This window comes from Clostridium septicum, from assembly GCF_003606265.1.
Taxonomy (GTDB): Bacteria; Bacillota; Clostridia; order Clostridiales; family Clostridiaceae; genus Clostridium; species Clostridium septicum.
Map to the genome: position 1 here is coordinate 1403130 of NZ_CP023671.1, position 24578 is coordinate 1427707.

At 26.3% G+C, this 24578-nt stretch carries 23 protein-coding genes; 6 read left to right on the forward strand and 17 right to left on the reverse strand.

Going from position 1 to position 24578, the window contains the following annotated elements:
• The first annotated feature begins 13 nt into the window (after positions 1-13).
• Entirely contained in the window at positions 14-1648 is a 1635-nt protein-coding gene (locus tag CP523_RS06200; RefSeq protein ID WP_227909557.1) for a cache domain-containing protein, read from the forward strand.
• A gap of 323 nt (positions 1649-1971) precedes the next feature.
• Positions 1972-2940, forward strand: a complete 969-nt coding sequence (locus CP523_RS06205; protein WP_120140692.1) for a hypothetical protein — start codon at positions 1972-1974, stop codon at positions 2938-2940.
• A 120-nt stretch (positions 2941-3060) separates the two neighbouring features.
• Here CP523_RS06205 and CP523_RS06210 read toward each other — a convergent pair whose 3' ends face one another.
• The gene (locus tag CP523_RS06210) at positions 3061-4281 is read right to left on the reverse strand and encodes an IS256 family transposase (RefSeq protein ID WP_120140435.1); all 1221 of its coding nucleotides are present in this window, start codon (positions 4279-4281) and stop codon (positions 3061-3063) included.
• Positions 4282-4370: 89 nt separating this feature from the next.
• Between CP523_RS06210 and CP523_RS06215 the strand changes: the two genes are divergently transcribed.
• On the forward strand, positions 4371-4574 hold the full coding sequence (locus tag CP523_RS06215; protein WP_120140693.1) for a hypothetical protein: 204 nt from the start codon (positions 4371-4373) through the stop codon (positions 4572-4574).
• Positions 4575-4812: 238 nt separating this feature from the next.
• Here the strand turns inward: CP523_RS06215 and CP523_RS06220 are convergent, their stop codons facing one another.
• The 4 genes from CP523_RS06220 to CP523_RS06235 all read right to left on the reverse strand — a co-directional run bounded on the left by CP523_RS06220 (position 4813) and on the right by CP523_RS06235 (position 9658).
• Positions 4813-5574: an SDR family NAD(P)-dependent oxidoreductase gene (locus CP523_RS06220; RefSeq protein WP_066679293.1), complete on the reverse strand. Its 762-nt coding sequence runs from the start codon at positions 5572-5574 to the stop codon at positions 4813-4815.
• A 139-nt stretch (positions 5575-5713) separates the two neighbouring features.
• Positions 5714-6676 carry an ABC transporter ATP-binding protein gene (locus CP523_RS06225; RefSeq protein WP_066679291.1) on the reverse strand — a complete coding sequence of 321 codons (963 nt, stop codon included), beginning with the start codon at positions 6674-6676 and terminating at the stop codon, positions 5714-5716.
• Positions 6677-6694: 18 nt separating this feature from the next.
• Positions 6695-8254 (reverse strand): ABC transporter permease/substrate-binding protein, encoded by a 1560-nt coding sequence (locus CP523_RS06230; protein ID WP_227909556.1) that lies wholly within the window; start codon positions 8252-8254, stop codon positions 6695-6697.
• Positions 8255-8452: 198 nt separating this feature from the next.
• Positions 8453-9658 (reverse strand): MFS transporter, encoded by a 1206-nt coding sequence (locus tag CP523_RS06235; protein WP_120140694.1) that lies wholly within the window; start codon positions 9656-9658, stop codon positions 8453-8455.
• 114 nt (positions 9659-9772) lie between these two features.
• Here CP523_RS06235 and CP523_RS15950 point away from each other — a divergent pair, with 114 nt between their 5' ends.
• The 3 genes from CP523_RS15950 to CP523_RS06245 all read left to right on the forward strand — a co-directional run bounded on the left by CP523_RS15950 (position 9773) and on the right by CP523_RS06245 (position 11788).
• Positions 9773-9934: a hypothetical protein gene (locus CP523_RS15950; RefSeq protein ID WP_162925961.1), complete on the forward strand. Its 162-nt coding sequence runs from the start codon at positions 9773-9775 to the stop codon at positions 9932-9934.
• 115 nt (positions 9935-10049) lie between these two features.
• Positions 10050-11072, forward strand: coding sequence for an IS6 family transposase (locus CP523_RS06240; protein WP_120140695.1), 1023 nt, complete (start codon positions 10050-10052; stop codon positions 11070-11072).
• 491 nt (positions 11073-11563) lie between these two features.
• Positions 11564-11788, forward strand: a complete 225-nt coding sequence (locus CP523_RS06245) for a DUF4318 domain-containing protein (protein ID WP_066679192.1) — start codon at positions 11564-11566, stop codon at positions 11786-11788.
• A gap of 66 nt (positions 11789-11854) precedes the next feature.
• On the opposite strand, the gene CP523_RS06250 is transcribed toward CP523_RS06245, so the two are convergent.
• From CP523_RS06250 to CP523_RS06305, 12 genes are all read right to left on the reverse strand, one after another.
• Positions 11855-12658: a hypothetical protein gene (locus CP523_RS06250; protein WP_120140696.1), complete on the reverse strand. Its 804-nt coding sequence runs from the start codon at positions 12656-12658 to the stop codon at positions 11855-11857.
• A complete protein-coding gene (locus CP523_RS06255) occupies positions 12658-13875 on the reverse strand; it encodes an ABC transporter permease (protein WP_120140697.1) in 1218 nt (405 codons plus the stop codon). Before CP523_RS06255 ends, CP523_RS06250 begins: the two co-directional genes overlap by 1 nt.
• A complete protein-coding gene (locus CP523_RS06260; RefSeq protein ID WP_120140698.1) occupies positions 13875-14537 on the reverse strand; it encodes an ATP-binding cassette domain-containing protein in 663 nt (220 codons plus the stop codon). The genes CP523_RS06255 and CP523_RS06260 overlap by 1 nt, the downstream gene beginning before the upstream one ends.
• Before the next feature lie 58 nt (positions 14538-14595).
• Positions 14596-14952, reverse strand: a complete 357-nt coding sequence (locus CP523_RS06265; RefSeq protein ID WP_120140699.1) for a hypothetical protein — start codon at positions 14950-14952, stop codon at positions 14596-14598.
• Positions 14953-15315: 363 nt separating this feature from the next.
• Positions 15316-16350, reverse strand: a complete 1035-nt coding sequence (locus CP523_RS06270; protein WP_120140700.1) for a lysylphosphatidylglycerol synthase transmembrane domain-containing protein — start codon at positions 16348-16350, stop codon at positions 15316-15318.
• Positions 16331-16933, reverse strand: coding sequence for a polysaccharide deacetylase family protein (locus CP523_RS06275; RefSeq protein WP_227909555.1), 603 nt, complete (start codon positions 16931-16933; stop codon positions 16331-16333). Before CP523_RS06275 ends, CP523_RS06270 begins: the two co-directional genes overlap by 20 nt.
• 97 nt (positions 16934-17030) lie before the next feature.
• The gene (locus CP523_RS06280) at positions 17031-18116 is read right to left on the reverse strand and encodes an MGDG synthase family glycosyltransferase (protein ID WP_120140702.1); all 1086 of its coding nucleotides are present in this window, start codon (positions 18114-18116) and stop codon (positions 17031-17033) included.
• A 790-nt stretch (positions 18117-18906) separates the two neighbouring features.
• The gene (locus tag CP523_RS06285; protein ID WP_120140703.1) at positions 18907-19857 is read right to left on the reverse strand and encodes a hypothetical protein; all 951 of its coding nucleotides are present in this window, start codon (positions 19855-19857) and stop codon (positions 18907-18909) included.
• A 12-nt stretch (positions 19858-19869) separates the two neighbouring features.
• Positions 19870-21387, reverse strand: a complete 1518-nt coding sequence (locus CP523_RS06290) for an MBOAT family O-acyltransferase (protein WP_243106782.1) — start codon at positions 21385-21387, stop codon at positions 19870-19872.
• A gap of 69 nt (positions 21388-21456) precedes the next feature.
• Positions 21457-21687, reverse strand: a complete 231-nt coding sequence (locus CP523_RS06295) for a phosphopantetheine-binding protein (protein ID WP_066677753.1) — start codon at positions 21685-21687, stop codon at positions 21457-21459.
• Between the two features lie 18 nt (positions 21688-21705).
• On the reverse strand, positions 21706-22893 hold the full coding sequence (locus CP523_RS06300; RefSeq protein ID WP_120140705.1) for a diaminopimelate decarboxylase family protein: 1188 nt from the start codon (positions 22891-22893) through the stop codon (positions 21706-21708).
• A gap of 3 nt (positions 22894-22896) precedes the next feature.
• Positions 22897-24408 carry an amino acid adenylation domain-containing protein gene (locus tag CP523_RS06305; RefSeq protein ID WP_176712694.1) on the reverse strand — a complete coding sequence of 504 codons (1512 nt, stop codon included), beginning with the start codon at positions 24406-24408 and terminating at the stop codon, positions 22897-22899.
• Positions 24409-24578: the final 170 nt, after the last annotated feature.

Sequence of the window (24578 nt, forward strand, 5' to 3'; positions counted from 1 at the left end):
CATTTTAATATGTATGTTAATTATAATATTTCTATCATTTAGATATATAACTACAATAAAATCAATTTATAAAAATAATTTAAAAGAATTAGCCTCTACATCAATTGAATTCAAAAAAAATAGCCTAAAAGAAATAGTCAATAAAACAGTTCAAGAAATAGATATTGAACGAGATTATATTATAAAAGATAGTATTAAAATATTAGATAGTATAAGTATTGATGAAAATTTATTAAATTTTGATAATATAACTTTAGTAACTTCTAAAATTCTTAAAGTTAATCCTGAAATGAATATATTTATTTGGGACAACATTTCTAATAAATTAATATATACTTCTGACTCTAAACTAAATACTGATACAATTTTAACAGAAAATGATTTTTTAACTTATATAAATACCTATAAGCTAAATAGATATAAATTAATAAATGATAGTAAAATCATAGCATTTTGTATTTCCGATAAGTCTATAGAAGAAAAGGTGCAAGAAATAATAAAAGATAGAATTCGTAAGATAGATTTAAATAATAATTCTTATATATGGATTAATAAAATACTTAATTATGAAGGTGGAGACAATTATGCAATAAGATTAGTACATCCTAACCTTATTGAAACTGAAGGCGAAATGTTATCTACTAATACTCCAGATATAAAAAATAACCTACCTTATTTAACAGAATTAGAAGGTATAAAAGCTAATGGCGAAGTATTTCATGACTATTATTTTAAGAAAAAAAATTGTACTTGTATTTCTCATAAATTATCATATGGTAAGTTATATCCTAAATATAATTGGATTATATGCTCTGGAGATTATCTAGATGACTTAGAAGATTTAATAAATAAAGAAACCGTGAAATTTAAAAAAGATATGATTTTACAAATAAGTATAACAATTCTTGTAGGTATCCTATGCTTTATTACCTCTGGAATAATAGGCTTTTTATTATTAAATTTAATAAATATACATGAGTTTGCACTAATGAAACAAAAAAATGATATTACAAATCAGCATTATAATATATTAGAACGTAAGTATGATAAAACTAATGAAATTATTCATGATATGAAAAATCATATGAGTTCTATAAAAGCATTAGCTGAACTTGATAATATTTCAAAAGTGGTAGAATACATAGAAAGTATTAATAATGATATAGGAAAATTATCTAATATTGTAATAACAAATAATAAAATAATAGATATTATTTTAAATGAAAAAATTTATTTAATAAAAAAACACAATATTAATTTTAAATATGAAGTTCAACCTTTTAATTTAGATTTTATCCAAAACAAAGATATATGTACTATAATAGGTAATTTGTTAGATAATTCTATAGAAAGTTGTATAAATAGTAAAAATAAAGATATATTTCTAAAGATCCACTGTTTTAATGAAAACTTTATTGTTATGAAAGTTACTAATAGTTGTGATAAAAAACCTATTATAATAAATAATAAATTAGCTACTATAAAAGAAGGAATCGATCACCACGGATATGGTATTAAAAATATTGAAAAATCTTTAAAAAAATATTTTGGAACTATGATTTGGGACTATGATGCTATAAATAATACATTCATGGTTACATTAACTATACCAGTTCCATCTAAACAAAAAGATTTTTCTATATTTTGATAAATCATTTATATTTAGTTCTAATTACAACTTTTAAATATTATATATAGATTCTATAAAAACCCTCTGTTTTTTAACAGAGGGTTTTCAGTATATTAAAAATCTATTATTCAGATATAACACTAAGTCCTATTACTCACGGATATTTTTCAATATTTTTTATTAATATTAAACTTTTACTATAAAATAAACAATTTTTCAGTAATAATTTTGAATTAATTTGTAGTTTTTTTTAGTTAAATTAAATTTATATTTAAATATTGATTTTTTACCATTTTTTATTATATAATTATATTAATTATTATAATAAAAGGGGGATAATAATGTTAAAATTACAAAAACCAATATTTGTATTAATGTTTAGCTTATTTTTATTATTTTTTAAAGGAAACATTACTAATGCAGAAGATTTTAAAGTTTCTTCAGGTAACAAAGAGCAAACCACACTTCTATCAATTTCCGTAAATGGGGTTGATTCTAAAACAAATAAGGAAATTCTATTTATACCTTTTGTGGATTTAAGTGTACAACCAGGCGGTACATTAAAATATTCTAGAGTTATAGAAATTATTCAAGAATCCGTAAATGAAATAGCTGGGTATAATAAATTTAAGGTTGAAGGATTTTCAGATAATGTTGAGTTAAGAGAAGGCTTTAGTGAAACGTACATAAAATTAAAAAATAATGAAGATATTCATTTACCTAAAATTGATGGATTAAACAATGATGAGGTTTATGCAATAAATGGCGATGTAATAATTTCTGAATATCCTAAGCTTGAGATTCCATCTGATTTAGAATATGACATTAAAGTGGTATATTCAGCTTTTTTCTATGAAAAATTAGAAGATGGTGGTTATAAAAGGTTAAGTTTCTTCCATGAAGAGGATTTAGAAGGATTTACTACCGATTCAAAACTTGACTCAAAACAACTACAATATTTAGCACAAAAAGCCTTAGATAATCGTTTTGGAATAAATCAATATAAAATAACATCTAGAAGAATAGCTGTTGCTAGAAATATGACTCAAAGCATTTATAATAATTACCAAGGTGAAATTTTATCTGGTTTTGAAACTAACGACCAATTTACTTACACAATAAAACCTCAAATAAAAGACCCTAAAGTTAGCGAGTATCTAACTTGTATAAATGATAATTTTTATGTTGAAAAAGTTAATTCAGAAAATAATGAAGAAACTACTATTAATCCGGATTTTAATGAAAATAACTATACTATAGATACAAGCACTTCAGAATTGAGTCTGTCAATATTTTTGTGTAAACTTTAGAAAATTTAGTTTTATTTTAAAGGTTGGAAAGGTTAATACAACATCCAACCTTTATTTTTCTTTAATTGATAAATTTTACATAATAATCTGCACTTTAATAAGAGTTAGACTAAATATTTTTTAGAACAACTGGTCGTCTAAACGACCTTCGAAGAAGATTGATAGTTGAGCTAAAATTTGAGCCCATCCTCGTATTGATTGGGTCCATTTCTTTGTTATATCAACGGTAGCAAGGTATAAAATCTTCATTAATGATTCATCATTCGGAAATATAGATTTAGTTTTAGTAACTTTTCTCAGTTGACGATTATAACTTTCCATTGCATTAGTTGTATATATTATTTTTCTAATCTCTGGTGGATATTTAAAGAATGTTGATAACTCATTCCAGTTATTTCTCCAAGACCTTACTGCTATTAAGTATTTTTCTCCCCATTTTTCTTCTAATCTATCTAATTCCGCTAATGCGACCTCCTCAGTAGAAGCGGTGTAAACTAGTTTTAAATCTGCATTGAAAGCTTTTAAATCCTTATAAGATAAGTATTTACTTGAATTTCTTATTTGATGAATAATACATCTTTGAATTTCAGTGTTCGGATAAACAGCTCTAATGGCTTCGTTAAACCCTACTAACCCATCAACTGAAGCAATTAGTATATCTTTTACGCCTCTATTTTTTAACTCATTCAGAACAAGCAACCAATATTTTGATGACTCTGATGCTCCTATCCATATACCAAGAACATCTTTTTTTCCTTCAATATTTACTCCAATCGCAGCGTAGGCTGCTTTCGAAACAACGGTGTTATCTTTTCTCACTTTAAAGTGAATAGCATCCATAAATACTATAGGATATACTGTTTCCAACGGACGGCTTTGCCATTCTCTAATCATTGGAATTACTTTATCTGTTATATTAGAAACTAATGTTGGTGATATGTCCATTCCGTATATTTCATTTACTTGTGATGCTATATCTCTTGTAGTCATTCCCTTAGCATACATCCCAATTATTGAGCTTTCTAAATGTGAAACATCAGTTTGATGTTTTTTTACTATTTCAGGCTCAAAAGAACCTTCTCTATCTCTTGGAACATCTAAGTCGAAGTAGCCAAGATTGGATTTCATAGTTTTTCGGCTCTTGCCATTACGGCTATTAGTTGTGTTTTTATTTTGGTAATCATGTTTCTCATATCCAAGATGATTATCTAATTCGGCTTCCAGCATTTGCTGAAGCATTCCTCCAAATAAGTCTTTTAAAACATTTTGAATATCTTCAGCTGTTTTAATATTTGGATCCTTTGCTAATATTTTTATTAATTCTTTCTTTGAAAATGACATAGTCTGTGTTCCCTCCATAATTGATAATTTATTATATCATTTTCTGAAGTTTACACAGACTATTTTACACTCTCTCAGAATTTAATACTATGGTTAATTCTTCTGTTGAACCTGAAATAAACTCAGAAGTTAAACCATTAAATATTTTAAATGAAAATACTTTTGAATCTAATTATGATTATGAATTTATAAATTTTTTAAATGAATTTCATAGATTTATAAATTCTTCATATTACGAACTTGTTCCGTCAGTTCAATATAATACTAGTAATTTATTTTTCAATGAGATTTAAATAATTCAATATACGTATTTAAATCTTTTAAACAATTCAAAATTCTATTATAAAATATACTATACGTAAAATACCGTAATTTAACTATTAAATTACGGTATTTTTTATACTCCAAACTAATAATTATATTTTTAATAAGTTCTAACTTATATTATCATAAAGGTAAGTCTCTTTTTGACAAAATAATTATACCTAATCCATATAATAATATGCTTATACAAAGTAATGATAATATAATTTATGGTCTCATTCCTGATCCACCTTGAACTGATATAGTTTCACCTGTAATATAGCTAGAATCATCACTTGCTAAAAATACACATACCCTTCCTATATCTTTAGTGGCATCTCCAAACCTTCCTAATGGAATACTTTTAACATTTGCAGCATACATTTCTGGATATTCTTGTTTCCATTTTTCTAGTCCTGGTGTCATGGCTAATGGACAAACTACATTTACATTTATTCCATATTCCCCCCACTCTGTTGCTGCAACTCTAGATAAACCTCTAATTCCTTCCTTTGCGGCTGCATAAGAAGATTGTCCTGGTCTTCCTGAGATTCCTGCGCCTGATGCAAAATTTATTACTTTCCCTGGACCTTCTTTTAGATATGGAAATGAATATTTCATATAGTTAAATGTAGCATATAACCCCGAATAAATTGCAAGATCAAAATCTTCTTTACTATGATCTACTAGTAATACTCCTGATTTTGATACTTGTGCATTATTTACTAATATATCTAATTTACCGAAGGTTTTTATTGTTTCATTTACAACATTTTTTACAGCTTCTTCATCCGATCCATCCCCAACTACAGGTAAAACTTTTATATTATACTGCTTTTCTAATTTTCCCTTTGCCTCTTCTAATGTAGATAAAGTTCTCCCTGTTATAACTATGTTTGCACCTTCATTTGCAAAAGCAGATGCTACTCCATATCCAATTCCTTTTCCTCCACCAGTTACAATTGCAACTTTTCCTTTTAATTTACTCATTTTAAATCCTCCTAATATTATTTATTAATATATAGTCAGCTCTTAATAAGTTTCCATATAGTATATTATTTTATTCCTTAAAATTCTGTGCAAATATCAATAAACCATTCCCCTTTTAATATCTACTAAATCCTATATATTAAAAATAATTTTCACCTATGGAAAATTGCCCAACAACTACATTTTGCTTATTTTTTACTAATGCTTTATCATATTTATTTTCAAAAAGCACCTTTATTGCTTCCATTACTGTATAATCATCTATTAGTATCGGTAGTTCTTTATCCCTATACATCTTTTCATAATATTCTTTTCTATCATCTGATATCGGTTGTACTACTTCAGATAACTTTGTAAAACTTAGATATGATGAAAAGTTTTTTATTCCAAACAAATCCTTAACAAATTCATTTTTAACATTGAACACCATATCCTTTGCTGTGCCATATTGAACTATTTTACCTTTATCCAAAACTACTACTTTTGTTCCAAGTTTTAATGCCTCTTCTATATCATGAGTTACAAATATTATTGTTTTCTTTAATTCCTTATGAATTTTTTTAATTTCTTCTTGTAAGCTTTTTCTTGTTATTTCGTCTACAGCACCAAAAGGTTCGTCCATAAGAATAATATCAGGATTAGATGCAAGAGCTCTAGCTACACCTATTCTTTGCTTTTGCCCACCACTTAGCTCTCTTGGATATTTTTTCAAATAATCCTCACTAATTCCTACTATATTTATTAATTCTCTAACCCTCTTGTCTACCTCTTCTTTTGATGTCTTCTTTATATTTAATACATAAGCTATATTATCCCCTATACTCATATGTGGAAACAGTCCTATTTGTTGAATTACATATCCTATGTTTCTTCTTAATTCTATAATATCCCATTGACTTATTTCCTTTCCCTCAACTATTACATTTCCTTCATCAGCTTTTATAATTCCATTAATTAGTTTAAGCAAAGTAGTTTTTCCGCAGCCAGATTTTCCTACTAAAGTGACAAACTCACCACTTTCTATAGTAAAACTTAAATCATCTATTATTACTCTGCCTTTTTCATATGACTTCTTTATATTTTTAAACCTTATGACTTCCATACTGGCACCACCTTTTACTTATAATAGTCCCTTTCTCTTTAAGAATTCTCTAGCCACAGCTTTAGGTTCTTTTCCTTCTTTATCAACTTCATAATTTAAATCAATCATTTCTTCATTATTTATTTCATTATCTAGTTTTCTAAGAATAGATTCCAATTCAGGATATTTATCTAAAATTTCTTGTCTTATTAAAGTAGCCCCATAATATGATGGGAAAAATCCTTTATCATCATGTAATAATTTAAGATCATACTCCTTTATAAGAGCATCTGTTGAAAATGCATTTATAACATCAACTTTATCCTTACTTATAGCTTCATATTTTAAACCTATATCAATGTCCTTTTTATTTTTAAATTTAAATCCATAAATTTTTTCTAAACCTTTATATCCGTCTTCTCTTTCATAAAAGTCATATTCAGAACCTATAGCTAACTCGCTACTTATATTGGCTAAATCTGAAAAACTCTCTACTTCAAGCTTTTTTGCTAGCTCCTTCTTCAAAGCAAGTGTAAATGTATTATTAAATCCATAAGTTCCAAGCCAATTTATATTATATTCTTTCATATAATCTTCTTTAACTGACTTATATAACTCATCTTTATCTTCAATTATATCTTTCTTTAAAACAAATAATCTTGCTGTTCCCGTATATTCTGGATAAATATCTATTTCTCCTTTAAGCATTGCTGGATGAATATTAGATGTTCCTCCACCTATACCAAACTTTCTTTCAACATTAATATCTGTATTTTCTTCTATTAACTGACTTATCATCTCCGCTAAAATATAACCTTCTGTTTGCGGTTTAGATGCAACAACAACCTTACTACCTGTAGTTGTAAATTCTAGTATTCCAATTATTATGCATATACTAGCAAATATAGCTGTTCCAATTATTAAATTCTTTTTACTAACTTTATTCTTATCTCTAATTCCATTGACTCTATTACTAACCTTAATATCTAATTTTCCAATAAGAAAATCTGATAATACAGAAAGTATAGCTACAAGCAAACTCCCTGCTATAGTCATAGCTGGATTATTAGTAGTAATCCCTCTCCATATTGCAACGCCAAGTCCTCCTGCCCCTATAAATGAAGCTATTCCTCCAAGAGCTATAGTCATTACTACCATAGTCCTAAATCCTGTAATAATTACCGGAAGAGCCAATGGAACTTTTACCTTCCATAATAACTGACTTTTAGTACTTCCCATTGCAATTGCTGATTCTACTATTTGAGCATCTACTTCATTAATACCTGCATAAGTATTTTTTATAATAGGCATTAATCCGTATATAACAAGAGCAATTAATGCTGTTACATTTCCAATTCCACTTATTGCAACTAAAAAACCAAATAAAGCAATAGACGGTATTGTATATAAGAAATTAACTGTACCTAATACAATATCCGCTATTTTTTTACTTTTAGTTATATAAATACCTATAGCCATACCAAGTATGGTAATAATAATTATAGCTATAAAAGACAAAACTATATGTTGAATTAATAGTTCTAAAAAAAAGTCAAACCTCTCTTTATATAAATTAAAAACCTCAAAAATAATATTCACTAATTACCTCCTTTTGCATCCTATTTATTTTTAATATGTATATTATTATTTTCTTTATAAATTTACTTTTTCATTAGCTTTCCCATTTTAAATAATATTATTTTTTTAAATTAATATATAAAAAAATAACATTATAATATTTATTATAATGTTATTTTCTCATATTAAAAAGATAATCCAGGATTTATTTTCCAAAAATTAATTTATTTGCGCTTTTTTATGTAGGAAGTGATATATTCCTAAAACTAATATTGAAACAATCAATAGTCCTAAAAATAACCAATTTTTATTTAATTCATATATGTATGCGGATGCAATTGGCCCTATAGCATATCCTATAGATTCTGATGCTCCTACCACACCAAATACTATACCTTTTATATTTTCATTTTCTCCAAATTCTGAAAGTAAACTTTGAAGAGATGCATTTAAAAAAGTTGCTCCTAAAAAATAAACTATAATAATAGCTGCAAATAAAATCTTAGTTCTTATTAAATATAAAGTAAATAAAGTTAAATTCATAACTATAAAAGATAAATATAATTGCTTTTTATTTCCTATCTTATCGCTAACCCACCCTGCTAAAGGTGCCCCAAAGCCAAAAATAAATAAGTAAAGAGAAATTATTATTGAAATATACCCAACTGATGCTCCCAACACCTCTTTTCCATAGAAAGGGAATATGGAAACTACACATCCATATATAAAATCCCCAAGCATAGCAATAAAGCTTAATAATACAATTTTGTAGCCAAGTTTATATTTTTTTATATCATTAATTATTAATTTAATTCCTTTTTTATTGCTCTTTTTATTACTACCTGAAATATTAGATTTTTTAATTCTAAAAATTATAAACAGGAATGTTAATAATATACCAATAGATGTTATGTAAAAGACTGTATTATAATTACCAAACTTAGATATGATAAAACCTGCTATAGCAGCTCCAATTCCTCCACCAAGAGTAAAAACTGCCGATGCAAATCCAGTACACTCTCCTCTTTTACTTTCATCTAAAGACCTTGCCAATATAGAAACAGTAGCTGGTGCTGCCATTCCTAAAATAGCTCCTTGTAATACATATACCCCACTAACTAATAATTGAGTATTAAAAAATACATATCCCATAGGTATAAACGCCATTAATCCTACAGCTATTATAAGTAATAATTTATCTCCTATTTTGTCTGACACAAATCCAAAAGGAATCTGAGCTAATGCCTTACTAACTCCATATAAAGACATAACTACACCTATCATAGTAGTCGCTATACCTATGGAATTAAAAAATAAAGGTATTGCAGGTATCATAAAGCTATAACTAATTCCAAAAATTAATCTATAAATGCAAAACTGTAATAATTCCCTTTTCTTAAATAAAACAAACTCCTTAATATTCATTTTACTTACTCCTTGAAATTGAAATGTAATAATATTATTCTCTTAAATTCAAAATAAAATCCCCTAAACCTTATTAAGTCTAGGAGATTTTTTATCATTTAATCAAAAAACTCTTTGTTAATAACTTCTATAGCATCTGCTGCATCTATTTCTACGTCAAATTTACCACTTGCATTTTTACCAGCAACTCTAATTATATACTTTCCATTTTTAGGTGTAGTAAATTCTATATTTTCATCACTATTTGTTTCATCTTTTTTAGCTAATATATTATAATCAGAATCTTTTTATCGATCTGTTAAGTTATATGAACATTGCTCTTCTCAACCCAAGGAAATACAATAGGTTTGCAATACTAAATAATATTCCCCTAGAAAAGGAGAAAAGAACAATGAACAAAGCTAATATAAAATGTCCTGGCTGCCATTCTAATAAACTATATAAATTTGGTTTAGATAAGCAGGCTAATCAAAAATATCAATGTAAAAAGTGTAAACGTCAATTTGCTCCTGACTCCGTCAGCAATCCGATAAAATCTAAATACCCTAGATGTCCTAAATGTAATAAAGCTACATTCCTTCATCATGAATATAAGCACTACAATCGCTATAAATGTGGTAATAAGAAATGTAATCACATAATAGTTAAACATCATACTACAAATATTGATATAGCCTCTAATGAATTGATTACGGGCTCCCTTTCTATGAAAGGAATGCGTTTTCCACTACATGTAATATTAACTGCATTAACACTATATTTTTTAAATAATTCATCAACAAGGGCTATTTCTCAATTATTGATGATTAACTCTGGAATTAAGGTATCTCATGTTACGATAGCGAGTTGGACTAATAAATTTGCACCTTTCTTTAAACAAAAGGCTGATAAATTTAAAGCTAGTTTAAACCTACAATCTGACGATTGGCACGCTGATGAAACAGTAGTATTTATTAATAGTGAAAGATACTACCTTTGGTTAGCTATTGATTCAGAAACTAGATTTATTTTAGCATTTCATTTAACTAAATCCAGAAGTTCTGATTCAGCGTACATATTGGTAAATGAAGCTAAAAAATTTGGTGAACCAGTTAGTTTTATAACTGATAGATTACCTTCATATAATGAAGCCGTGGCTACGCTATTGCCCAATACAACTCATATTCCTGTAGCTCCAATGTCTAGTGATATAAATAATAATTTAATTGAATCATTTAATAAAACATTTAAAGCCTGGTATAAAACCAAGAAAGGATTCAACTCTTTTCAGAAAGCTAATAACCTTATATATTTATTTATCTTTCACTATAACTTTATTAGACCACATGGATCATTAAATAACTGTACTCCAGCAGAAGTTGCCGGCTTCGCCAGCGATAGCTTTGCTAAAAACTCTTGGTTTTCAGCATCTTAATTAAATTTAATACCTTTGATTAACCTGCAAAAAATCAATGCTATTGTAGGCTTATTTGCCATACAATAAAACATTCAAACTTATATAATTTTCAAAGACCAAGTAATTCTATGAAAAATCAAGCTATTTTTTCATAACTACTTAACAAATTCTTTTTATAATTAAATATGGGTATTAACTTTAATTATAATTAAAAATTCATTCTCTATCTTTAGCTATATTGTTAAACTTTATAACAATATTGTTTTTTGTAAATATTATAAAATTATATATTATTTTACTTATTAGCTCGTAATTTTTATTAACCTTATTTTTTATTAATACAGAAATATTTTTATTACAACAAAGTACATAATTATATATTTACCTTTAGTGGCTATATATAATTTTTATTTCTGTTAAATTATGGTATAATGTAATAAATAATTTGTTTAAAAAGTATATTAAAGTAAAGAAATTTATTTAGAAATAAATTTAAAGAGGTATCTATTATGAAAAAATGCTTTGTTATAAATTTAAATGAGAAACCAAATAACTCTCAAGAGATTTGTGAATATATATCAAAATATTGTAATAAGCAAAACCAATATTTTGAATTTACAAGTAGAAAAACTCCTATATCCTTTTATTTAGAAAATACATTATATCGAGTTAAATTAGGCAAATCATTTAAAAATTTTTATTATCGTTGGATTCTTTATTGTAATGAGGTATAATTATATAATTTTATAAAGAATAAAAATAGCCCTGATAAAACTCAGGGCTATAAATACTAATTGCTTTTACATCTCTACTTTCATTAACCAATCATTTACTTTATAAAATATCTCATAATCTCTATTTTCAAGTTGTTCCATTTTATAATATTCTTTAGATTTCAAAATATCATTTATATTTTTAACTAATTTTTTTAATTTCTCAACTACACTTATAATATCTTGATATTTAGCTTTATCTACCACTTCAAACATATTTTCCAATTCTTTTATATATTCTTCTGGAATAGGCTCAACATCTGCTAAACTTCCCCATTGCTTGTCATAATAAATAATACTATTTGCCTCTGAAATTATTTTATTAATCTTCGTTACAAAACCTTTATTAACTAAATCAGTATATATTTTAACTGATTCATCCATAGACTTTATATCTGCCGGTTTTATTTCTGAATCAACTAATCTATATTCATATGAATAACCAGTTTCATCAGTTATATTTTCAAACTTTAATGTACCAACTACTTCTATTGGTACTTCTGTAAACTCTATATTCTCTCCTTGTTTAGGATAAACAGCCATTGTATTAATCAGTTTATTTGTATTAGGTACACAATAAACGCAATTATGATAAGGTAAATTCATTAAATATATCATAGATTTATCTAATGGTGAACTATTTGCCATAAATCCTATTATCTTTATTTTTTTCCCATCTAACTTACGTAAATCTTTGATTTCAACTGTGTCTTTAAATCTTATTCTTTTTATATCACTTGAACTTTCATTGCTGAAATCTTTTAATGTCATCTTAGAACATCCAACTAATAAAATAAGTGCACTTACTATTAGCAAAATAAGTTTTTTCATTATTTATTATCCTCCCCTTTAGTTAAAACATAAGTATATATTAAAGTGGAAACTATTATTATAATTATATATACTAATGTTATATAAAACTCTTGAGGATACTTTTTAGATACATCTAGGATAATTCCTAGCTTAGATGATATATTATTTGCAATACTTAACACCCAACTATTTATTATTACAGAGATTCCTATACTTATAACTATTAACATAACTATTTGAGAAATTATATAAGTAAATATCTTGCCTTTTTTCATTCCTAGAAATTTAAGTATTTCTATATCCTTTTTAGAATTAACTAGCATGAAAAAACTCATTACACAAGTTAAAATTACAGCTAATACTACTATTATGCCACATAATAACAAAGCAACTTGCTTACTCATATCTATATTACCAACTAAACTCCTTAATACTTTAGTTGTATTTATAGCTTGTACCTTCAAATCTTCTTTCAAACTAATTTCTATATCATTTGCTATGGCTAAATTTCCTGTTTTTATTAAGAGAGCTGTGTATCCCATATGATGTTCATGTTTCTCTCCATCTATGTGTTCATGTTCGTCATCATGTTCATCTTGATGCTCATCCTTATCTTCCTCTTCATGATGATGATCTTTATGAGCATTCCAAACACTTCCTACTGTTGTAAAACATGTATTATCATATGATGTATTAGTTTTTTTCAGTATTCCAGTAACTGTATAAGGTGAATTATGATGCTCCTCTGCCATTTCACTTGTGCCATGTGATGTTATTAACTTATCTCCTATTGAAAGATTATATCTTTCTGCAATATTACTTCCTATAACAATATCAAAATCCTTTGAAAATATATTTCCTTTTTCAAAATTATAATTATCTAATAAATCTATTGTTGTCCCAATTACTCTATTACCTTTATAAGAGTCAGCCATTGCTAAAGGTACTATTTTATTTACTTTATATTTTTTAGATATTTCATCTAAATAATCTTTATCTATTTGTCCAAGAGGATCATCTGAGAAAAATAAACTAGACATTATTAATTGAGTTTTACTACCCTTAGCCCCTATTATTATGTCATATTTTTTATCTGCTTGATAAAATCCCTCTTCTATCTGAGAGCTAATATTAATAGCTAACTTACTTATAGACACTGCTATACATACCGCTATACTAAACAAAATACTTATTGTTTTCTTATTAGTTAAAGATTTTATAGAATACCTAATCATTACTTAGCACCTCCTAGATCTACTTTAATAAAGTCTTCATAATAAATAACTTCATCAAAATTTTCTATTAAGCGCTCATCATGAGTTACCACTAATAAACTGCTTTTAGTTTTCTTTTGTAATTCAATAATAAGCTTAATAATATCATTAGCTAATCCTTGATTTAGTGAAGCAGTTGGTTCATCACATAAAATTATGTCTCCCCCTTGCAATAATGCTCTTGCAATACATACTCTTTGTTTTTCTCCTCCTGATAGAGTACGTACTTTTTGTTTTAATTTATTTGTTAATCCAACAAGTTTTATAGCTTTTTCTATTGCTATTTTTGTAGGTTTAATTTCATTAATAATATTTAAGTTATCATAGACTGTAAAGTTATCAAATAAATTAAATTCTTGAGATACATAACTAATATTATTCCTTCTATACTCTTGTAATTTTTCATAAGATAAATCTTCTAATTTATAACTATAATTTTTAGTATTAACTTGAATACTTCCATTGTCAGCTTTTATATTTCCACTTAACAAATTTAGTAATGTTGATTTACCGCAACCTGAAGGCCCTAATATTATATATGATTTATTATCTTCAAATACTATATCATTAAAACTTATAATTTCATTTCCAAAATTCTTATAAACAGCTTTTATTTTTATCATTACTTTAACTCCTTTTAAATTGTTTTTTATTAATATCAAAATACAATTTAAAAGCGATTTACCTATCTAGCCGGACTTTTAAGGAAACTAATGTTGGTTGTATTATAATTTGCTTAACTTTAAGATTACATAAAAATAAAATTAATAAACATAAAAACATTATAGGTGAAACTATATCAATGGGATTTTTAGTTTGATCCATTGCTTTTACAATATGCTTTATTTGTAAGCATATATCACATCTATCATGATTACATTCATGATTAGCTTTAGCAATAAGATATGCTAAATTTATACAAAAATTAAGTATTATAACTAATGATACTACTACTATTAATCCTCTAATATCCTTGTTTTTACTATTAAAACCTCTTATTTTATTAGGAGTTTTCCGTCTATTAATTAAATTAAGCATATTTACACCTTTCCTTGTCTTTATAACCACATTTTATAAAGGAATTAGCTTTTTGTCAATATTTTCCTTAAATCTTGCAATTAAATTTCTTTCCTTTTTTATAAAAACATTATTTTTATAGTTTTATTTAATAATATATATAAAATTATTTACTCAACTTGCTATTACCAATAATTATATTCAATTTTGTATATGTGTTTATAAAAAATATTATGACTTTATCCTAATAAAAATGTAATATTATCATAATGTTTGGCTTAATTTTTAATAAAATATTAGACTATAAACCTAATTTAAGTATTGAAATTAATAAAAATGGATTAGTAAACTCACTAATCCATTTTTATTATATATTCTTTAAACTTATCTTTTTTTAGATGCTATTTCTATACCTAAAAGTGCTATAAATGTTATTATAAGGGGAAGATAAAAATTAACAACTCTAGTAAGTAATACTGCACTATTTAATACTCCTATAGGATAAATTTTAGAAAAAAGACTTATATAATTATTTTCACTTATTCCTGCTGCTCCTGGCATGGGAATAAAAGAGGATGCTAAATACACAATACTTTGTATAATAAACATACTTATAAAAGATGTACCTTTTTCATTTAATGCTAAATATACCACATATGGAATACTAAATAATCCAACTACTTGTATAGTTGTAATAGATAAACACTTTAAAAATAAAATTGGCTGTTTCTTTAAAAACTCAGCACATTCATTATATTTCTTTAAACTAGATTTTAAAGAATAAATAATTTTTTCTTTTTTAATTTCACTAATAAAAAAGAGTTTATTTACTAAAAAGCATATAAAACCGTACACCTTTTCTGAAAAACTCTTCGAAAAAATACTTATCCATATACTTATAACTATTAAAATATTAATGAAGAACCCTAAAACTGCAAGAAATTTTATAAAACTAGTAATTTGTATATTAGTCATACTAGCCCATATGAGAGAAGTGCCTCCAAGTATTAATGTAACTGTTTGAAAACATGCTAACTCTACTAATAAAACAAGAGTACCATGAGATAAATTTATTCCATCCCTTTTCATCTTATAAAGCTGCATTGGTTGACCACCTGTAGAAGATGGTGTTATTGAACTATAAAAAAATCCTGTAATAGCATATTTAATAGAATTAAGGAAAGATATATTATAATTCATTGAATTTAAAAGCAAATTAATATTAAATGCTTCACAAAATATAAATAAAATTATTAGCGAAGTTGCACATATTATAATAATTGGATTTGCCGAAGCTATAACTTCAGCGATTTTACTAAAATCCTGATTCTTAAATATAGTTAAATAAATAAAAAAAGTTATAACAATGAGTACAAGCAAATATAATGATGTCTTCTTTTTATTTATATATTGACTCATAGTACTCACCTAAGCTTTTAAACTTATAACCTTTCTTAATTAAAATAGGAATTGTTTTTCTTAATGCCTCAATAGTTCTTTCTGGTGCTTTTTTTTCTCCTCTACCATCATGCAAACAAAGTATTAAATTCCCTTTATCTATTTTATTAATAATTTTTCTGCTTATTTCCTCAACTGTAGTATTAGCCTTCCAATCTTGTGCCATTGCTCCCCATAAAATTAATTTTAATTTCAATTTTTTAATCATATATAATGTAAAAATATTTAAATGCCCCCAAGGTGGTCTATATCCTAAAATCCTAACATTCATTTCTTCCATAACCTTAACAGATTCAGATAAATCTCTAGAAGTGTACTTCCATCCTCTATAAATTGAATTTTCATGACTACAAGAATGTACTCCAATATCGTGCCCTTCTAGTTTCATTCGTTTTATTAAATTAATATTTTCTTTTGCAAAATCCGTTACTACAAAAAAACTTGCTTTAATATTGAATTCTTTTAATAAATCTAATAATTCCGGCGTATATTCACTACTAGGTCCATCATCAAAAGTTAAGAAAACTACCTTTTCTTTTCCCATTTTATATGACTTTATATACCAATAAATTTTTAAAATCATAGTAGGTAAAATACTATAACTAATAATTATAATTATTAGAATAAGTATCAAATGCATATTAAGCCATCACCCCTTTGTATAGTTCCTTAACTATTATTGAAGTATCTACTTCAATAATTTCTTTTTTTGCTTTAGATATATTGATTGACATTTTATTTAAAGTTTCCTCTGTAGTTAATAAATTTTCAAGCTCTCTCAAATAATCTTCTGAATTTCCCCATGCTATTTTACCAATTTCTTTTTCTTCAATAAAAGCTGCATTTTTCTTCTCTTGCTCTAAAAAAGGATTAATAACAAATAGTGGGGTTTGGCTATGAATAGCTTCAAATAAAGTAATTCCTCCAGCTTTAGTTATAATTAAATCGGCTTCTTTCATATATTCATTTACCTTTTCAGTGTATCCTACAACATTTATTGATCTAAAATTTTCTTTTAAATATTTGAAGGCTTTTTTATTCTTTCCTGTGATAATTGTTATTTCAACATTAGATATACTACTTAATTTACCAATGAATCTATCTATATCAGGTAGTAATCCAAGTCCTCCTCCCATTATTAATACTTTTTTATTATTATTTATAACTAATTTATCTCCTATGTTTTTAAAATCTCTTCTAACTGGGATACCTGTTACAAAAATATTTGATTTATTTATTCCGTTTCTCAACAAATGTTCTTTTATATCACTTGTTGGTACAAAATAATTGTCAACATAAGAAGATTGCCATTCCTTATGTGTACTAATATCCGTAATACAAGTAATTAATGGTATAGAAGAGCTTGTTTTTTCCTTGTATTCAGAAATAATTTTGGCACATAAAGGTAAAGTACATATTATAAAGTTAGGTTTATTTTCTAAAATAAGATTATTTACATCTTCATGTATCTTATTTCCTAATGGTGTAACATCTACTTCAACCTGTTCAGAAAATCTATATATCATATTATATATACCATGGCACTTGTTTATCATCATCTCAAATCCTTTATATAAAAAATGATGTGCAATAGGAAATAAATATTCTAACAAATCTACAATAACTACTTTATTATTTTTATCTATATCTTCAAATTCTTCGGCAATTGCTTTAGCTACTGAATTATGACCCATTCCAAACTTTCCAGTAAGAATTAAAATATTCATTTTTTATCCTCCTTCTACTTATCTTGTTTAAAGTCTACAATAAAAAATTTAAATAATACTTACTTTAATCTTAATAATCCTTAATATTTTTTTAACAATTACTTAACATTAAATTCACACAACATGTAATCATTAGAAATAATAAAGTATTTAAATTTCTAAATTAGTTTTTTCATAAATTATTAATTATATCCACATTATTATATGACTAATTAGTTATACTAGTAGTTATTTGAATCTAAATTCTATGTTTCAAAAATAAAAAACGTTATAGTAAACTTTTCAATTTACTATAACGTTTCTATTAAATATATCAACTTACCTTTAAGATGAGCCAATCTTTGTAATCTCATAGAAGTAAAAGTAGCTTTACCAAGAATATATATCTATATTATTTGTAAAGCTACTTTAATTGAAAATATTAATTTTACTTATGTTTAAAGCTTAATTCAAATTATCGTAATTTCAATTTTCCTTTATTCATTTCTTTAGCATATTTGTATATACGTAAAATATAATACATAACAAAAATAAAGCCATATATGAATAAATCATATAATTTACCCTTTTGAAGTTTTAGAATAAAAAGAATAACAAAATAATCCATACCATATATATAATTTCTTAAATAATAAAAAAATGAGTTTGCTAACAAACTCACTTTTCAAAATCTACTTTATATCTAGGGTTATAGTATCTTATAATAAAATTCAATATTATTGTAATTAAACAATCCCTCTTTTTTATAAGCTGTTATATCTGTCAAAATTACTATAAATACATAAAAATTCTATTTATTTGAAATTCTGATTTGTAACTTTAAATATTCATCCCATGTCTCATGCCAAGATGAATACTTTTCATCCTTACGATGATCAATTAAATTAGTATTTTTTGATAAATAGTCACCAATATAATTAGTTACCTTTTTAGCTCCAAAGAAATTCAAGTGATCTCCAGTATCATATGTATCTTTTGACCAATCTATTCCAAGCTTATCATTTTTTAAGTTCAAATCTATTAAAGGTAATTTATTCTCTTTTGAAAAAGCCTCAATACTATTATGCTTCTCATAAGTCCAATTTACAGGTGTAGGAGAAGTATATAAAATCAATTGAATATTTTTTTCATTACAAAGTTCAACGATTTTATTTAAATAGTACATTGGTACTTTTTTAATTTTTTCAACAGAATCTGTTTCTTTTATATAAGGACCTTTTACATATGCATTTACTTTTATACTATAATTAGATCCTTTCAATATATTTCCATCTGGTTTCTTTAGCTTCTTATCATCATTTTCTTGATTAATAAAGCTAATATCCTTCCATCTGTTGTGATAATTGTATATTTCAAAGTTATTTTTCACAATATTTTCAAATATCCTATTTGCCTCTACATACATCCCAAAAGTTGTGTAGGCAGCATTAGTTTCAAGTAAAACTACCTTTGGAATCTGATTTTCCAGAGCTTTTTCTAATGAATAGTATACTTCTTGCATAGTTTGTCCTGGTACTCCCAAGTTATAACCTGTAAATCCATGTTTATTCCATATTTCTATTGGAGAAACGCTTGTATAAGCTTCACTATCTCCAATAACTAAATAATCGATAGTGTTTTTTTCCTCAATCCCAATACCTTCTTTAGTAGTTTTTTTTACAAAAAAAGCTGAAAAAACACTTAATATAATAAGAAATATACCTATAAATGCAATCGGTTTTATGATTTTATTAAAGCGCATATGCTATACCTCCTAAAATCCTGCATAAATTAATTCTGCTGGAAGATATCCTTCACCGTAAGCTCCAAAAACAATTACTATTAATAAAACAGTATAGTAAAAACTCCAACGGAAGAAAATATTCCAACTAGCTATTTTTTCACGAATTGAGATTCCCTTTTCATTAAGAATTCCCACAGCAAGTACAGCAATAAATGCAAGCAGAACTACAATAAAATCTTTATATGAAATTCCTAAATTTAATATTGATCCATCTACTAAAGTATTCAATGAAAATTTAGTAAAAATAGATCCAAACATTACTAAACCCGCTTTTATTCCATTAGCTCTAAAAAATAGCTCTCCAGTAAAAATAATGGCAAGCATTTTCACCGATTGCAAACATCTATAAAAAATATTATCTTTACTTATTTTTAAAGATGAAATAATTTTCTTATTTAATGGTTCTGCTACTTTACCAAGTAAAATCAGTACAAAATAATACATACCAAAGAAAATATAACTCCATCTATCTCCATGCCATAGTCCATTGCAAAGCCATACTGTAAATAATGGAATCATTGTAGGAATAATCTGTCCAATATGCTTTCCAAATTTCTTCCTTGTTTTTTTTCCAAGTTTTTTAATAAATTTAGTTAGTGATATTGGATAAAATATATAATCCTTAAACCATGTTCCAAGAGTTATATGCCAACGCTGCCAAAATTCAGCAGCTGTTTTTGAGAAAAATGGTTGACGGAAATTTTCAGGAATTTTTACTCCAAACATTTCTCCAACACCAATTGTCATATCAATAGTTCCAGAAAAGTTCATGTACAACTGAAATGTATAACATATTGCTGCAAGTATTACTATAATACCTCCATATTGGTTATAATTATCAAATACAGTTTTTACAAGTATATTCAGTCTATCTGCTATAACAATATTTTTAAATACTCCCCATACAACTCTCTGAATTCCAAAAGTTACATTTTTATATTTAAGTGATTCTCCACGGTATAAATCTTCTGCTGTATCAGAATATCTACAAATTGAACCTTCCATTATTATTGGAAAAAATGACATAAATAATGCCAACCTAGGCAAGTTTCTATCTGCTTGAATTTTATCTTGATAAACATCTACTATATAAGATACAGCTTGTAATGTATAAAATGAAATTCCAAGTGGTAAAGCAAACTTCCACTCAGGTAATAATCTTGGTGCTGATAATGCCTTAAGAATTGGATTTATATTACTAATCATAAAATTGGAATATTTTAAAAATACTAATATACCAATATTAAATAATATACCAAACAATAAAATCATACGTTGTCTCTTTTTATATGATTTTTTTAATGTTGCAACATTATCTGCACTCTTTTCTTTTTTGGAATAATTTCTTTTACACCACGAAAGCCAAAGACCAATACCATAAATGGAAAGTGTAGATATTATCAAATACACTATAAGTTTTCTACTCATCAAAATGAAAAAAGCATAACTTGCAAGTAATAAAACTGTCCATCTATAACGCTTTGGCATAATACTATATGCTAGTAAAACAAGTGGCAAAAAAACAATAAGGTACATAAGCGAAACGTAATTCATTTTTTAATCTTCCTTTTGTAATCTTTGAATCATACTCCACATTGCTTTTGCTGAATTAAAATTTGTAGGAATTAAATCTACAGGTTTTATTTCAATTTCAAAAGCATCCTCTAACTCTGTGACTAAAGATAAAATAGATAATGAATCAAGACATCCATTGTCAATAAGTTTATCTTCTGTCTCATAATTAATATCTGGATCAATATTCTCTAAAATTTCAAGTAATTCTTTCATATAACATACCACTCTTTCTTAATTATTTTTATATTGTATATAATTTAATGTATCAGTAGGAAAATTATTTCTTGCCAAACTAAGTCCACTGTTTTTAGAGTACAAAAATACTTGTGGAAGCTCACGGCTTAGAAATAAAGATATACCTTCAGATACAGAATACGCACCTACCATTTTGAATATTAGCTTGTCCCCCAGTTGAAGATTAACAAATGGATATTTCTTTACAAGCACATCATTCATTGTGCAAAGAGAACCACAAATAGTCCATTCTTTTGTATCTCCATCTTTTTGCTCACTCCAATGAATTATAGGAGGTTTTTTCATTGCTAACATTTGACCAAAATAATTAATGTGATGAATTCCTCCATCAACTATACAATAGTTCTGCTTCTTATTTGATTTCATATCAACTATACTTGTAACATAAGTACCACAAGAAGCTGCAATAAATCTTCCAACTTCTAACACAATTTTTCCACTAAAATTCATACTACTAATTTTATTAGCAAGAGCATTAAGGATTTCTTCCTCACAGTTTTCTTCTTCTTGGAAGTAATAAACTGGAAGACCAGGACCATATTCTAATCTTTTAGCTGAAAATCCATAACAATTTTCTAAAACACTACAAAAATCATCTAGCATACTAAGCTCTTTCTCCATTTTAGCAGCTGATTTTTTCTGTGTACCTGAGAAAAACTGTATTCCTTCAATTTCTATATACGGATATGAATCTCTATCTGAAATAATTTGACGAATATCTTCTTCATCCATTCCAAACTGATTACCAATAGTTAAACGAAGTAAAGCTCGAACAGATAAATTATGCTTTTGAACATATTCTTTAATTATTTTCCATTGTAGTAATGACTCAACAGTATAAATAACTTTATTACCATAGTTTAAAAGAGCATATTCAACATCTTCAGCATTTTTATATACACCAGACATAATTACCTTATCCATAGGTACATCTGCTCTTTCACAAATATGAAATTCACCTGGAGAGCAAACCTCAAAACTATCAATTACCTTTTCCATAGACTTAATCAAAAAAGGATTTGCTTTCATTGCATAGCATAATTCAACATCTGAACCCAATACAGATTTTATTTTTTTAATTCTATCAACTAAAACATCTGTATCAAAAACATAAAAAGGTGTCTTATATTCAGATATAGCATCCTTTAAAAAATTGTTACACATCTCTTACTTTAACCTCCCATAATCCCTAAGTTTTTTTCTATCTATCTTACCATTTTGAGTCATAGGAAGCTCCTCCATTGAATAAAATGTTTTTGGTATCATGTGAATCGGTAAAGATTCACGCATTTTCTTCTGTATTTCTTTTTTTTCCATACTTCCTACATAAAAGGCAATAATTTTATTTTTATCACTATCAAAAATACAACATGCTCTATCAATATCAGGATACCCATTTAATGTTGCTTCTATTTCCTCTAACTCAATACGATGTCCCATATATTTTATCTGAAAATCTTTACGCCCAGCAAAACAAAGATCTCCATCATTATTATAAACTGCAAGATCCCCTGTTCTATATATAATTTCCATATATTCTGTGTTCAACGGATTTTGTACAAAGGCCTTACTAGTTTGCGCTTCATTATTGTAATATCCTAAGGCAACTGCTGTACCAGACACACATATTTCTCCAATTTTTTCCTTTTCAGTTATTTCTTCATTGTTTTCACTAATTAAAAATACTTTTTCATTTGGAAATGCTTTTCCTATTGGCAATATTTCATTAGGTTCAAAATCCCTATCAACACGATAATATGTGCAATTACAAGTTATTTCAGTTGGACCATATAAATTAACAAAATTTGCTTTTGGTAATGCTTCTCGCCAAAGTTTTAAATGTTTTATTGGCATTACTTCACCACTAAATAATATTTTGTTTACACTTGTTGGAATTTTATATGTTAATCCTCTTAACTGAGTTATCAAACATAATGCAGATACTGCCCATATCATTGTTGTAACTTTTTCATCACATATATAGTCAAGCAATTTAGTAATAACTGAGAAAAATTGTTTAGGTATTATTACCATTGTAGCTCCAACCTTTAGTGTTGAATATATATCCTTTACTGATACATCAAAATCAAATGGTGCCTGATTTCCGATTATATCATCATGTGTGATTTGGAACATATCCGGAAAATACTCCATAAAATCTATTACACTTCTATGGCTTACTAAAACTCCCTTTGGAACTCCAGTAGATCCTGAAGTAAAATTACAATAAAGAGGATCTATATCTAATGCTGATTCTCTTATATTTCTAAGTTTTTCTTCATTTATTTCAGTTTCTATAATTTTATTATACTCAAGTAACTTACCAGAAAATTCTACCTTTTTAATAGTATCAATAAATTCATTATGAGTTATAATATATTTTGCTTTTGTTATTTCTAAAATTTGCTTAATACGGGGTTCTGGTTGATCAGGATTAATAAAAACATAGAAGCATCCAGCAGATATTATACCCATAAATGCATTTAATGCCTCAACACTTTTATGCATAAATACAATAACTGGTTTTCTTGGAAGTTGGTATTCTAATAATGCACTTCCAATATGTTTAGCATTCTCAAGTAATTTAATATATGAACAGCTACTTTCAGCATCCTTTACGGCAATCTTATCAGGATACTTTTCAGCTGAACATTCTAGATATTCTAATACATTTTTCATTATTGTTCTCCTTTCTAGCTATGTACTGAGAGGATATATTGTTTACTAGATAAAAATTTCATTGTACATCATTAGTAAAATTCATCTAAAAGTACTTAATTTATATTGAGTAAACTATTAATTTAATATAGTTTATAATATCAATATAAACTTACCTTATTCTTTATTAA

Coding starts and splice junctions, on each gene's coding strand:
- CP523_RS06200 (WP_227909557.1), top strand. CDS start 14: ATGTTAATTATAATATTTCTATCATTTAGATATATAACTACAATAAAA.
- CP523_RS06205 (WP_120140692.1), top strand. CDS start 1,972: ATGTTAAAATTACAAAAACCAATATTTGTATTAATGTTTAGCTTATTT.
- CP523_RS06210 (WP_120140435.1), bottom strand. CDS start 4,281: ATGTCATTTTCAAAGAAAGAATTAATAAAAATATTAGCAAAGGATCCA.
- CP523_RS06215 (WP_120140693.1), top strand. CDS start 4,371: ATGGTTAATTCTTCTGTTGAACCTGAAATAAACTCAGAAGTTAAACCA.
- CP523_RS06220 (WP_066679293.1), bottom strand. CDS start 5,574: ATGAGTAAATTAAAAGGAAAAGTTGCAATTGTAACTGGTGGAGGAAAA.
- CP523_RS06225 (WP_066679291.1), bottom strand. CDS start 6,676: ATGGAAGTCATAAGGTTTAAAAATATAAAGAAGTCATATGAAAAAGGC.
- CP523_RS06235 (WP_120140694.1), bottom strand. CDS start 9,658: ATGAATATTAAGGAGTTTGTTTTATTTAAGAAAAGGGAATTATTACAG.
- CP523_RS06240 (WP_120140695.1), top strand. CDS start 10,050: ATGAACAAAGCTAATATAAAATGTCCTGGCTGCCATTCTAATAAACTA.
- CP523_RS06245 (WP_066679192.1), top strand. CDS start 11,564: ATGAAAAAATGCTTTGTTATAAATTTAAATGAGAAACCAAATAACTCT.
- CP523_RS06250 (WP_120140696.1), bottom strand. CDS start 12,658: ATGAAAAAACTTATTTTGCTAATAGTAAGTGCACTTATTTTATTAGTT.
- CP523_RS06255 (WP_120140697.1), bottom strand. CDS start 13,875: ATGATTAGGTATTCTATAAAATCTTTAACTAATAAGAAAACAATAAGT.
- CP523_RS06260 (WP_120140698.1), bottom strand. CDS start 14,537: ATGATAAAAATAAAAGCTGTTTATAAGAATTTTGGAAATGAAATTATA.
- CP523_RS06265 (WP_120140699.1), bottom strand. CDS start 14,952: ATGCTTAATTTAATTAATAGACGGAAAACTCCTAATAAAATAAGAGGT.
- CP523_RS06270 (WP_120140700.1), bottom strand. CDS start 16,350: ATGAGTCAATATATAAATAAAAAGAAGACATCATTATATTTGCTTGTA.
- CP523_RS06275 (WP_227909555.1), bottom strand. CDS start 16,933: ATGGGAAAAGAAAAGGTAGTTTTCTTAACTTTTGATGATGGACCTAGT.
- CP523_RS06280 (WP_120140702.1), bottom strand. CDS start 18,116: ATGAATATTTTAATTCTTACTGGAAAGTTTGGAATGGGTCATAATTCA.
- CP523_RS06285 (WP_120140703.1), bottom strand. CDS start 19,857: ATGCGCTTTAATAAAATCATAAAACCGATTGCATTTATAGGTATATTT.
- CP523_RS06290 (WP_243106782.1), bottom strand. CDS start 21,387: ATGCCAAAGCGTTATAGATGGACAGTTTTATTACTTGCAAGTTATGCT.
- CP523_RS06295 (WP_066677753.1), bottom strand. CDS start 21,687: ATGAAAGAATTACTTGAAATTTTAGAGAATATTGATCCAGATATTAAT.
- CP523_RS06300 (WP_120140705.1), bottom strand. CDS start 22,893: ATGTGTAACAATTTTTTAAAGGATGCTATATCTGAATATAAGACACCT.
- CP523_RS06305 (WP_176712694.1), bottom strand. CDS start 24,408: ATGAAAAATGTATTAGAATATCTAGAATGTTCAGCTGAAAAGTATCCT.